Source organism: Arthrobacter sp. TmtSoilC51 (assembly GCF_055388015.1).
Map to the genome: position 1 here is coordinate 1560929 of NZ_AP035877.1, position 12298 is coordinate 1573226.

Genomic DNA, 12298 nt, shown 5'->3' on the forward strand with positions numbered 1-12298 from the left:
GATGCCTCAGTAATCCGATGAACCCTGTTCACCTTTGACAATGGCTATTCCGGAACTCGCTCCGATACGTGTTGCACCAGCAGCAATCATAGCCTGTGCGTCGGTCAGGGACCGCACTCCGCCGGACGCTTTGACCCCAACATCGGGCCCTACGGTCTTGCGCATCAAGGCAACATCCTCAACTGTTGCTCCGCCGCCATTGAATCCTGTGGAGGTCTTGACGAAGTCAGCCCCTGCTTCCACGGCGGCTTCGCAGGCAATGACCTTCTGTTCATCGGTCAACATGGACGTCTCGATGATGACCTTCAGGATGGCCTCGCCGGCGTGGACAGCTTCGGCGACGGCGGTGATGTCATCCACCAGGGCACCTTTGTCGTTCGCGCGGGCGGCCGCCATGTTGATCACCATGTCGATCTCATCCGCGCCGTCCAAAACGGCGCCTCGGGCTTCGAACGCTTTGACGTCGCTGGGCGTGGCGCCGAGGGGGAAACCGATAACCGAGCAGGTCAGTACTCCCGAGCCTTTAAGGGCCTTGGTTACAGTCTTGACCCAGATCGGATTGACGCAGACGGACTTGAATTTGTACTCCACCGCCTCGGCGCACACCTTCAAAACCTCAGCCTCGCTGGCCTCGGGCTTCAACAGCGTGTGGTCGATGTACGAGGCGATGCTTGCGGGCGCGACGGCTTCGTTGCTCATGGGATCCTTCCGTGCCGGGCGTGGCCGGCCCGATGGCCGCAGGGTTGTCACTGCCCGTCAAAGGACCATCTTGCCACATGGTCCGATTGCCGGTCGGGGTTGTCCACATAGGCAAAGTGGGGCAGCGGTCAGGCTGCCATCGCGGCCTGCTGGCTGCTGCCCCGTGCCCCCAACAGCATCCCCGACGCGCACAACATCGCGGAGGACTCGGCGGAGAGGAGAAGGCCCAGGCGAAGGCCGTCGCAGGAAGCGGCGTCGCCGATCGCCCAGATGCCCGGGACGGAGGTAGCGAGGTCGCGACCTACTGCGATGCCGCCGTCGGAAGCTATCTGGAGACCGGCGCTTTCGGCGAGCTCGGTACGCGCCGTACGTTCTTCGGCGAGGACCACGAGGTCGCCGTTCATGCTGCTGCCGTCTTCGAAAAGGATCCCGGTGGCAGGCAGGGCGGAATCGGGCACAAGGGTATCGACGTTGGAAGAAACGACGGCGGCAGGGCGGAGGGTGGTGCGGACGGGACGGACTCCGCGGGCCCGGAGCACGGCCTCTGCCTGCCCGGCCGCGGGACCATTGCCAACGAGGATTCCCAGCGGGCGTCGACCGACGATCCGGGCCACGTCCTTGACCGCTTCGCCGATGTTCGCGGCGTCGTCGATAGTGGAGTAGCTGAGGCTGGCTTCGGCACCGGAGACTGGCGGGAAGGTTGGCGCTGAACCCGTCGCGATCACGAGTTGGTCGTAGGAGAACTCCATGCCGTCCACGGTGGTGACGATCTTTGCCTGGGCGTCAATGAAGCTGGCGGCCTGCCCGAACCGGACCGAGACCTGCGGGAGTTCTGCCAGTTCCAGGAGGGCGTCGGGGCATTCGTCGCGATTGCTGAGCACAGTGATGGTGCCATCGAACCTGCGCTGTACTTCCTTGCGGGAGCCGGAGGCGGCACCGGCCAGCCGCCGCACCAAAGCCTGGGCCGCCGGACCTGCGCCTGCAATGACAATGTGAACGGGAGTGGAGGACATGTTTGGCCCTTTCGCTGGCGTGACCTGTTGATCTTCAGCGTAGGGGCCCGGTTTTTCGCGGGTGTTTCCTTGTTGTTGCCATCTTTTGTAGATCCGTAGTGCGCTGTTTACCAGCCGGTAATAACGTGGATCACAGTGGGGTTCAGTATCGTCCCAGCAACTCTCTTAATCCGTTGGCGGCGAAGCCGGCCACGGCCTCTGCCCGGTCAACGAAGCCGTGGGCACCAACTGGCTCCACCGATGCCAAAAGTCCTGCGGCGTCGGCCAGGCTCATGGTTAGCTCGGCTGTCAGGCTACCCATACGCAAGCCATTCACTTTCAATACTGCCCTGCGCGAGTCCGTCCACACGTCCGGACCGGGATCGTCCCGCAAGGTGCGCGTCAAGGCCACGTCCTGCCACCGGCCGTCGAGCCTGATGCGTGCACGGTACGTGACGTCGTGGCCTTGCGTCTCTACGTGGCCGCCGGAGAGGAAGATGCGGCCACCGAAGAGCGGGTGCTCCAGGAATCCCGTGAACTGCGGCGGCGCCCCGGACCCTGCCGTGGGCAGAATGACAGTGCCCTTGAACGTCAGGGGTGAGCCCTCCAGTTCGCTGCGCAGGGTGTCGTTGAAACGGACGCCCGCCGCTGGTTCGGTCATGGCGGTGCAGCTGGCGTCTTTCGGTACGCCGGCTGGCGTCATAGTGTCCAGGTACGCGCGGGCATCCCGATATCCCATGCCGATCAGGGTATCGGCGTCGATCCTGCCCAGGTAGAACTCGGGGTCCAGCGGAAGCGGATGCTCGGGGCGCACCACATGCAGCACAAACTCGCGTCCAGCGGCCCTCGCAGCCTCAAAATCTGCAAGGAGGGCTCCCATGGCACTCATTTCGATCATGTGGACGTACTGCTCCAGGGGACCGTCGCCCCAATATGGCGAGTTGCCGATGCACCAAATCAGCCACACTTCCTCCGCTCCCCGACGTAGGGCTTCGGCTACGTTGGCGTCACGCATCCAGACGGCATCCGTCCAGATCTTCCCATCCCGGCGCAGAGGTGTCAGGAAGATGGGCAGTGACATTCCCGCGGCCATGAGCTCCGCATCAATCGCGGTGGCATCGATTGCGTGGCATTGCTTCCCGGTGAACTCCACCACGTTGAAGGAACCCTCGACGGCGCCCGGTTCCGCGGCGCGGCCGCGGATGGTCGCATCGTTGATGCCCAGGGTGGGAAAAACCTTGTTCAGGATGCCGTCGGCGTCGCCTATAGCTGGCAGCGACCATGGGCCTTTGAGGTAGTCGCCGACGGGCAGCGCCGAGCCGAAGTCCTTGACGTCCACGCCGGACCACCGGGTACACATTTCTGCCGGCGAAACCCCGGACAGCAGCATCCCTGCCGTCAGGATCCCGCCGGAGCTGCCGTCAACATGCTGGAACTCGAGTCCTTCCTCGGCGAGCGCCCTCATGACGCCGGCCTGCCAGGCCACGCGCATTCCGCCACCTGCGAGCACCAAAGAACGCTTCACAGCGCGTTTCCTCCGGCCATACCCCCTCCGGCCATACCCCCACTGATCCGTCGCCAATAGACGAACAGGAGTACCGCCGTCGCGAGGTCAAAGAAGGCCACCAGGAGCGCTACGGGTGAGAAGACGCCGTTCAGTACCCCGATTCCGACGGCGCCGAACGCCCCTGCTTTCTGCAGTCCGGACCACAGCACCACCTCGGGAGAGGGCATGGCGTTGAGCAGGGTGTGGAGGAGCAGTCCGCCCACCACCACCATGAACATGCCTACGGTTCCGAAGAGTTGGCGCATTCCGGGTGTGGGGTCGGCGCCGATCAGTTGCAGGACCGTGCCGCCAAAGGGAACCTGCACGGCCCCGGTCAGGACTGTGATGATGGCGATTGCTGCCAGGATGGCGCGGAGGGGATCGGCGGCGGCCCAGGCCAGCACGCCGGGGCGGCGGGCCTGGTGGTGGGCCTGGTTGTTGGGCTGGTGGTGGGGAGCCGGCTGTGCTGGCTGATGGGCGGTCATGCGAACGACTCCAGCAGGCGGCCGCGATCCACCAGCAGCCACACCATGGCTGCCCAGGTCAGCGTGGAGACGTAGAAACGGATGTCGTTGAGCATCATCCAGCGCTTCAGCAGGGAGCGCAGTTCAGAGTCGTCCGCGAAGTCGCCGCCCCGGATGCGCTTGTTGATGGGAATGATGATGCCTTGGCCAACCCAGGTCAGGACGATGATGCCCACCAAGCAGATGATGGCTGGAATGACGCGGACGGTGCCCCACTCTGACCACACCAGGATGCCGCCGGAGATGAACATGATGGGCACCACGATGGTGAAGAACTTGGTGGCTGCGCGGGTAGGGATGCCGAAGTGCATGTCCACGTTGTCGCGGGCCAGCGAGCGCCAGGTGGGGTACAGGAAGAACTTCAGGACCCACATGGTGCCCACGTACATGGTTGCACCGAACAGGAAGTAGAGCGCGTTGATGAGGAGTAGCCAGTTCATTGGATGCTTCCCGGAGTAGCGCGGGGTACGGCGCCGGAGCCTTCCGTCGCGGCAATCCGGCTCCGGTCCGGTGGGGCCAGCCATTCCTGGCCCTGGCCCAGGTTCACGACGCTGTCCAGCATGTCGCCTCCCCGAAGGGCTGCTGCATCGGATTCCGTAGGTGCCGTGAGGAACCAGGCTTCGTAGTGATCGTCAAGGACACCGTGGGCTTGCGGCAGCCAGGCGGTGAAGACTGGTTTGCTTTCCATCTGCAGGTTCTTCAAAGGCTCGACGCCGGGCGCGTCACCGAGGATGAGGCGCGCCTTGGCCTGTGCTCCGAGGGCGATGTCCCCGATGGCTTCGAAGTAGATATCGGATTTCCAGAGCATGTTCCGGAAGACGCAGTAGTTTGAGGCTGCGAGCTTCAGGGGCAGGCCGAGGGGCTCGGGCCGTTCTATTTCGATGTAGCAACCCAGCCGGCCGTCCTTGTCGTACTGTGCTGACACCGTGGAATCGGTGACCACGAAGTCCAGGTTGGCCTGATGCTTGGGCATGCCCCAGATTCCCTTGCCACCCTTGACCGAAACCTCTGAACTAACGGGCAGGTCCACAACGAACTGGCCCAGTTTGAAGGTTTTCTGGAAGATCAGGGGGAGGATGGGCGGGGCGGGCCTGCTGCCGTGGGTGATGGCTATGGCCAGCGAGTATTCGATGTACTTGCCAATGTCTGTGGACTTGTAATTGACCACTGTGACCACAAGCAGCCCTTTGCCGCCCAGGCTGAAGGGCCGCATTTCTGTGCCGGGGAGTGCGGCGGCCGCGGCTTTCTTGTTGATGGGGAAGGCCGCCATGAGCACGGGGGAGTCATCGGAATTGACTGGCATGACGTACTTGATGCCATCGGCGAGTGCGTGCTGGCCGCGGAGCCGTTCCTGGCGTCGGGGAACCGGGGACGGCATGAGCTTGAGTAGTGGGGTTACCAGTTCGGTGAGTGTTTTCATGAATTCGGCTCCTTGGTTCCGTTGAGCTCCTGGACAATGACCGGGAAGGTGTCCTGCCATGCATGATCGCCGAAGAAGACGTCCAGATGCCCATAGCCGGGGATGAGGTGGAGGGAGTCCTTCCCAGGCCGGTGCTTTTGGAAGAATTCGAATGTGCGTTGTTGGCTTTCGGGAAGGAAACAGAGGTTGTCCATCCCGGCAATGAACGCGAACCGTGCATCTGTTTGGGGAGCCTCGGCCACAAAGTTCTCCGGTAGTTCCGGATGGTTTCCGGCAGCCACCATGTGGCCGGCTTTGATGCTGCGGCCCATCTCCTCGAAGAACGTCACGGGAACCTCGGCGAACTCACCGCTGAGCCATTGGTGAGTGGCGTCGTCGAGGTTTTCGTGCGCCCAAAGGGCCGGGCGGCCACTGCCGTAGGTGAAGCTGACCATCTTGCAGACGATGTTGTCGCACTCGCGGTGCGTGGCTTTGACCAGGCCCCGGATGGCCCTTGTGAAGTAGCCCTGCGATTTATAGCCCCACGCCGGGGACAAGTAGGGAGTGAAGACCTTGACCACAGGCGTCAGGTAGTCGATCTTGAGCCGGGAGAACGCCGGCACCACGGGATGCAGGGATACGGCGTTTGAGACGATCGTGTCCACCTGGGGCAGCAGCCCGGCCACCGCGGACATGGTGAACGACGTTGATCCCTGGCAGTGGATGACGGCTTTCATCGTTTCCGCGCCGGTGGCGTTGAGGACATGCTCGACGGCGGCAGGATGGTCGTACACGGCGGCGTCGGCGAGCGTCCAGGAGAGGGGATCGAGGTCGATGGATGCCCGCCAGTTCAGCATCCACACGTCCCATCCGTCCTCCAGCAGGACGTCCACTATGGTGGTCCGGACAGGAGGCCGGAACAGCTCTGCCCGGACTCCGGAACCGTGGACCAGCATGACCGGCCCTTTGGTCACCTCCACCGGCGACGTCACATGGACCAGGCTCAAAGGGGTGTTGTCCCGGGCACGGAACGGGATGACGTCGGTCCGGTGCTCGGCACGGGTGATGATCATGGTGCGGTTCCTTTCCGCGTGATGGTGATGGGTTCTTCAAGCAGCCGTACGGTTGGCAGGCCGGATTCCGGAACCAGCCGCGCGCCGTCGTCGTTCTGCGCCAGCTGCCAATCGCGGCAGACTGTGTCCACCACCAGCGGGTAGACAGTCAGGTTGCCGTCATCGGCGAGGTGGAGGCGCAGGAATCCCTTATGGTCTTCGATGGATTGGCCGGACATTTTCCATGTGGACACCTCCCCGCTGGGCGTCGCCAGGATGAACAGCGCGAAGGCCTCACTGCCAAGCGCCCAGCCACCCAGGTACACCAGCGCCAGCGCCAAGAGCAGGATCACGACGTCCGGCCACCCGTTTGGCCAGGGAAGCAGGATCACGACGGCGGAACTCACCGCGAGTGCGGACAGTTGGTAAAGGGTGCCCCGGGTGAAGACCACGATGCCTGCCTTGGACAGCCCGAGCAGTCGTGCCAGGAGCGATACGAGTGCAAGCACGATCGGCACCACAAGGATGAGGACAACGACGAGGAGCAGGGTGTTCCCACGGGTCAGGCTACGCAGGCTGTCCACAAAAGACTCCCCACGGAACGCGCTGAAGACTGTCCAGAGCGTCACTGCGGCGACCACGTGGACGATGCCCAGGGACAAGCCGAAGCCAGGGTTGCGGATGGGGAGCCAATACTGCGAGAAGGGGTTCGCGAGCCGTGGACCGAGCAAGTGGGAGTCGGCCTGGTCCGGGTAGAGGGTGGGCATTCGCGTGAAGTGGCGTGTTGTGGGTGGTGCTTGATCCTGGCCACGGTGGGAGTTTTCGGGCTCGGTGATGCTGGAGGACAAGCCCTGTGCATCCGCGTGGCCGGGAAGGATGAGGTGTTCGGGGAGCCAATGTGCATCTGAGAGATACGCACCGCCCAGGCCGCAGGTGATCATCTGCGTTCTCGCTGGATCCGGTGGGAGGTTTTGTGTGCCCTGTATGTCGGCGTTCTTTCCGTCAGGGAATGATCGTTCCTCGTAGCGGGAATAGTGGTGGAGATCGCCGGTGAGCCACAGCCGCACGTTTGCGCCTGTGGCCTCGAACAAGCCCGTCTCGGGATTGAACCGGCGGCGCAGGTAGTCCTGCTCGAAGAAGTTCACCTGACGGAACTCATTGGGCCCTGGCTGATCCGCGTCGACCCAAAAAGGGGCGGCGACGCACAGGATGATGGCGTCTCCGGGTTGGAGCTGCAGCGTGACGTTCCTATAGAAGTAGTCCAATTGAGGTTCATCGATGTACTGCCCCAACTGGCTGTCCAGGCCCAGGATCCACCAACCGGGGGTGCCATCCTGCCGTTCGCCGGAAACCTCCGTGGGCGATTGACCTGTGAGCCTGACCGCGAAGTAGCTGCGGGTCTGGATGGTCCGCCAGCCCCCGATGCTCCGTTGCCGCGTGAACATCCGGATGAACGAGGTCAGGCCGTCGTACCAGTCGTGGTTGCCTGGGAGCGCGAGCATGATGGGTGTGGGATTGTGCTTGGTGGGTAGCGCCATCCGGTAGGGCCCTGCCATCCGATTCTGGTAGGCAGCCGGCGAAGCGACGGGGTAGACTTCATCGCCGCCGAGGACCAGGACCCTGCCGCGGGGGAGTTCGTGGCCGTCAACCGTTAGTTTGTCCTGTGCGAGCAGCAAAGCGACGGAGTAGGTTGCGTCGAATCCGTCTCCCAGGTCTGCGGTGAAATCGAGCCACAACTCGGTAGGGCCTGGAGGCCCGCCGGCGCTTGTAGGGCGTGATGCCGCGAGCTCCCCGGGCGACGGGAGCCCGCGGCTTGTGACCGGCGGCTGGGCCGGTTGGCCGGGGACGGGGAGTTTGTCCAGGCGTAAAGGATCAGCCGGAAAACTGCCCTCGAGTTCCCTTTTGTCACCGAAGTCCGCGAACACAGTCGCTGCCATGACTTTCAATGCCGTCCTTGCCAGCGACATCGGCGAGAGCCAACGAACCGCAGCCTGGGGGGTGAAGCCCAGAGCAACACGGTGCCTCGCAAGCTCCCAGCTCTTCATCTGCGTGGCCGCAGTGGGCTCCGTAGCGGGAACGGAATCCGTTTGAGGGCCCGTCCGTACACCTGCCACAACTCACCGGCGAACAGTTTCATGAAGGACGCCAAACCCGCAGCCTGGGCCGGGCCCTCGGCACGGAACGTGGTCAGTTGCTTGGCGAAGTCGAGCGGGCGGATGTACAGAATGCCAGCACCGAAGACGTCCTCCCCGCCTTGCTCATCTACGCCAGGCGTTTCCGACGGCGGAACGTGGCCCCGCAGGATCGTCGCGTAAAGCGTGGTGGTGTCTTGCCAGACGTCCAGTCCTGCCTCGTTATGAATCAGCTTGTACCCGGTAAACGTGAACGGTGTCCCGCCCGGGTCCCGTAGCCACAATCGGTACAGCATGCGCCTGGCTGGCCTGCCATCATCGGAAACGTCCTCCACAAAAAGGTTGAACCAGCCTCGTTCCACCGGCATCCGGCCACCGAAGTAATCTGCCAGGACATACCCCTCCGCCTTCGCCGGGTGGCTCGGGTCCTCCACGAACCTATCCATGTCCTCGGCGGTAATCGTTAGCTCGAACATGATCTTCCGGCCCCGGTCCCTGCCCAGGCTTCGCCCCTTCTCCGGATCGCTGAATCCGGGACTGAACCAGCCGTGCATCTGCTCGGTGAACCGCACAGACGTCCGCGTGTCTTTTGCCGCCTGTTGCTGGTCTCGGGGTTGCGGCAACCCCAAACCACGGCTCCTGGATCCCTCAGCCGGGACATCAGCGACGCCGCTCGCGGGCCGCTCCTCCTGCGCGCCCTTGCCTTTGGTAGCGTCGGGCGCCAACTCGCGGGGAACTGACGGATGGGTGCCGGCATCAGTCAGGTCGCCGGCACCAGCAGCATCAGCGGGGCTAATTCCCCTGTGTGCGGCACTGTGGGTGCTCTCAAGGATGTGCGCGCAGGTGCGTTCGGCGAAGGCGGAAATGGTCAGCGACGGGTTGGCGCCCACAGGACCCGGCATCGCTGCGCCGTCCACCACGAACAGGCCGGGATATCCGAATACCTCGCCGTATGAGTCACACACCGCCTCGCCCGGATGCCGGCCGGACGGCGCGCCGCCAATAGGGTGGACCGTGATGACGCGCTTGGCCCACCACAGGGGATTGTCGATGAAGTCCCCGTCGAGGTCCTTGGCGATCTCGGACATCGTTCCGCGGACGCGTCCGAAGTAGTCCTTGGAGGTCGCCATGGTCCACGCGATGGCGAGCCTTCCGTCGCGAAGGGTCATGACGCCGTCGGGGATATCCCGTCCCATCCCGAGCAGCGGCACCGAACTGGAGGACAGGCGCCCATCACCCAGTGCGGCGGCGAGGTCGGCAGAAACGTTGGAGCGCCCGGCGTCGAACAGCCTGTCCTTCAGCAGTTGACGGGCAACCTTGGCTGTCCGTTTGACGGCGGTGCTGAGTTGGGCGGTCTCCATGAGCCAGTTCATGAAGGCCGGATACCCGGCGTCCTCCACGTAGTAGCCGCGACCGTCGCCGTCGTCGTCGTTTGAATCGGGAATCCGGATCGCGGTGGTGATGACTGGACCGCGGCTGCCGGTGAGTGTTCGCACTCCGGGTGGCGATCCGTTGGTGGCGGGAGTCTTGGCGCCCATGATGAATGTCAGGAGGTCGCCGTTGCCGCTGAAACGGGTGCCCAAGGCGTCGCTGAGGGCGGGTAGTGAACTGCGGTTGCGCAGAAGCAGGAAGTTGGTGCCGAACGTGCCTGCGCCAAGGATGAGCCGGCGGCAGTGGATGATGCGCTCCTTGAGGAGCTCACCTTGGCGCTCGGGATCGTGCACCACGTAGCGGACCTCGTATCCTCCCCTTCCAAGTGGCCTGATCCCACGGACGTCGTGGAACGTGCGGATATCCGCGCCCTGATGAGCGGCCGCCGAAATGTAGTTGTGGTCCAGCGTATTCTTGGCACCGGCGTTGCAGCCGATATCGCACTCACCGCTGAGCGTGCACGTGGTCCGGACGGTGTTTGGTCCGTGGATGCTGCCGTACTCCGGGAGGGGGAGTGGCCTGTTGGTTTGGGGTTCCTTGGTGGGCTCCGTGGAAAAAGTGACGGCAATGGGGGGTCGGCTGATGGGTAGGCCGAGGGTTGCGGCGGTCTTCTCCATGGCCATGGTTTTGGGTGTGTCGTTGTACGGATAACGGACCGGTTGAAGCATGTCTTCTGCGGCTTTGTAGTACGGATCAAGGTCGGCCCGCGTGAAGGGCCAATTCTCGTAACCGCCGCCAGGGATGGGGGACTCGTTGACGAACCACTTTTCGTCCTTGCGCAGGAGGACGTTGGCGTAGATCAGCGAACCGCCGCCCAGGCCGCTGGACACCAGGCCCTCCGTGCCCCGGAATGTCCAGGCATCAAAAAGCCCATACAGGCCGCGGTCCGGGTCCCAGAAATTCCGGCCCATCTCCGCCGGCGAACGCGCAAAGCTGCCTGGCGGGTAGGGCTTGCCACGTTCCATGAGCACCACGGATTGTCCGGCCTCGGCAAGGCGGAGTGCAGCCACCGAACCACCGAATCCGGAACCGACCACCACGGCGTCAACTTTTTCGATGTTGTGTGCGCTGTGGCGTGCCGGATCGGGTGCGGGTTCGAAACCCACATCCCCGCTGTTCCCGGTCCCCAGACGACCCATGGCCGTTCCTCTCAGAGGAAAGCTGACCTGAAGGCGGCCCCGGCATGACCGGGCGGTGCCTCCGGACTATCGCCCTTATGTTCCCACCGGGCCGGGGATCTGTCCATGAGGTGGAGTTATTCCGTTATCCGGCCTGGCTCGCCGGATGTCATGGGAGGACGCGCGTGAAGTTGAGGTCGAAGTCGTGCTGAAGCGGGGCGCCGAGGTAAGTTCCCCGCTCCCAACGGCCAGTGATGGTGTTACCGTCCTCGCTGATCCGGCCGATGTAGCGTTGCGGCCAATCGGGTCCATCGCGGAAAAGGGTCCACACGTTATCTTCCAGGGTCATGTCGAGGATGCGGGCCACGCCTCGGGAATCGAAGTAGTGCTGCTGAAGTGCGCCGTCTGATCCTGTAGCGCCGATAGTGCAAAGAGCATTAGGGAATTCCGGCCTGTCCACAGTGGACCGCTGGATGAGGAAACCACCACCTTGCAGCCATTCGAAGGTTGTCCGGCCCACCGCGTCCATGGCAGGAGCCACGGTCTCCCACTCGCCGACCAGAATGTTGAGCCGCTCCATCAGTTCGGATGTCATTGCTCCTCCTGAGATGTGTAGCCCCAGTTTCCGCCGCGGCTGGGCATTTGGCGAGTGCTGCACGCTGAAGCAACGCCGCATAGGGTTGCAGGGTGGCATGATGGGCGCATGAGCCGAGTGACATGTGATCTGACCATCTCCTTGGACGGCTTCGTGGCCGGTCCCAACCAGCGGCTGTCGGAGCCATTGGGGGACGGCGGAGAACTCCTGCACCGGTGGATGTTTGAAGAGGCCGAAGCCAACGCGGCCCAGGTTGAAGAAATCCTTGCAGCCGGTGCCTTCATCATGGGGCGGAACATGTTCGCAGGGCCCGGGCCAGACATGTGGGATAAGGAATGGCGGGGATGGTGGGGTGAGGAACCGCCGTATCACGCACCGGTTTTCGTCCTGACACACCATCAGCATGAGCCGCTGGAGATGCAGGGCGGCACCACGTTCCATTTCGTGACCGATGGGATCGAATCTGCGCTTGCCCAGGCACGGGAGGCCGCAGGAAGCAAAGACGTGGCCATCGCTGGCGGAGCCGAGACAGCCCGGCAGTACCTCAACGCGGGGTTGATGGACGAGTTGCGGCTCCACATTTCGCCCATGGTTCTAGGTGGTGGCGAGCGGTTGTTGGAGGGCGTCGGCAATCTCAAGCTTGAACCGACGGAAGTGGCCGGCACCAGGCTCGTCACCCATGTGCGGTACCGCCTGCCCCGTTAAAGGCCGGGGTCCTCCTGGCTCACAGCGGCGGCTCGATCGCATGCAGGCGCAGGATGGTAATGTCGGCGTCGTCGCTCGAGGGGAAGCCGGCTTCGGCGAGGATTT

11 protein-coding genes are annotated in these 12298 nt (G+C 63.5%); 1 reads left to right on the plus strand and 10 read right to left on the minus strand.

Annotation, left to right across the window (positions count from 1 at the left end):
• Positions 1-6: 6 nt before the first annotated feature.
• The 10 genes from deoC to ACZ5G6_RS07235 all read right to left on the minus strand — a co-directional run bounded on the left by deoC (position 7) and on the right by ACZ5G6_RS07235 (position 11488).
• Entirely contained in the window at positions 7-699 is a 693-nt protein-coding gene (gene deoC / locus ACZ5G6_RS07190; protein WP_223936384.1) for a deoxyribose-phosphate aldolase, read from the minus strand.
• A 128-nt stretch (positions 700-827) separates the two neighbouring features.
• Positions 828-1712, minus strand: a complete 885-nt coding sequence (locus ACZ5G6_RS07195) for an FAD-dependent oxidoreductase (RefSeq protein WP_498690425.1) — start codon at positions 1710-1712, stop codon at positions 828-830.
• A gap of 142 nt (positions 1713-1854) precedes the next feature.
• Positions 1855-3216 carry a patatin-like phospholipase family protein gene (locus tag ACZ5G6_RS07200; protein ID WP_498690426.1) on the minus strand — a complete coding sequence of 454 codons (1362 nt, stop codon included), beginning with the start codon at positions 3214-3216 and terminating at the stop codon, positions 1855-1857.
• The gene (locus tag ACZ5G6_RS07205; protein WP_498690428.1) at positions 3213-3722 is read right to left on the minus strand and encodes a hypothetical protein; all 510 of its coding nucleotides are present in this window, start codon (positions 3720-3722) and stop codon (positions 3213-3215) included. Before ACZ5G6_RS07205 ends, ACZ5G6_RS07200 begins: the two co-directional genes overlap by 4 nt.
• Positions 3719-4201 (minus strand): hypothetical protein, encoded by a 483-nt coding sequence (locus ACZ5G6_RS07210; protein WP_498690430.1) that lies wholly within the window; start codon positions 4199-4201, stop codon positions 3719-3721. Before ACZ5G6_RS07210 ends, ACZ5G6_RS07205 begins: the two co-directional genes overlap by 4 nt.
• On the minus strand, positions 4198-5181 hold the full coding sequence (locus tag ACZ5G6_RS07215; protein ID WP_498690431.1) for an acetoacetate decarboxylase family protein: 984 nt from the start codon (positions 5179-5181) through the stop codon (positions 4198-4200). Before ACZ5G6_RS07215 ends, ACZ5G6_RS07210 begins: the two co-directional genes overlap by 4 nt.
• Positions 5178-6233, minus strand: coding sequence for an alpha/beta hydrolase family protein (locus tag ACZ5G6_RS07220; RefSeq protein ID WP_223936390.1), 1056 nt, complete (start codon positions 6231-6233; stop codon positions 5178-5180). Before ACZ5G6_RS07220 ends, ACZ5G6_RS07215 begins: the two co-directional genes overlap by 4 nt.
• Entirely contained in the window at positions 6230-8149 is a 1920-nt protein-coding gene (locus ACZ5G6_RS07225; protein ID WP_498690434.1) for a hypothetical protein, read from the minus strand. Before ACZ5G6_RS07225 ends, ACZ5G6_RS07220 begins: the two co-directional genes overlap by 4 nt.
• Positions 8150-8253: 104 nt before the next feature.
• Positions 8254-10881, minus strand: a complete 2628-nt coding sequence (locus ACZ5G6_RS07230) for a GMC oxidoreductase (RefSeq protein WP_498690435.1) — start codon at positions 10879-10881, stop codon at positions 8254-8256.
• A gap of 181 nt (positions 10882-11062) precedes the next feature.
• Positions 11063-11488 carry a hypothetical protein gene (locus ACZ5G6_RS07235; RefSeq protein ID WP_498690437.1) on the minus strand — a complete coding sequence of 142 codons (426 nt, stop codon included), beginning with the start codon at positions 11486-11488 and terminating at the stop codon, positions 11063-11065.
• A 108-nt stretch (positions 11489-11596) separates the two neighbouring features.
• On the opposite strand from ACZ5G6_RS07235, the gene ACZ5G6_RS07240 reads away from it, so the two are divergent.
• The gene (locus ACZ5G6_RS07240; RefSeq protein WP_498690439.1) at positions 11597-12193 is read left to right on the plus strand and encodes a dihydrofolate reductase family protein; all 597 of its coding nucleotides are present in this window, start codon (positions 11597-11599) and stop codon (positions 12191-12193) included.
• The last annotated feature ends 105 nt before the right edge of the window (positions 12194-12298 follow it).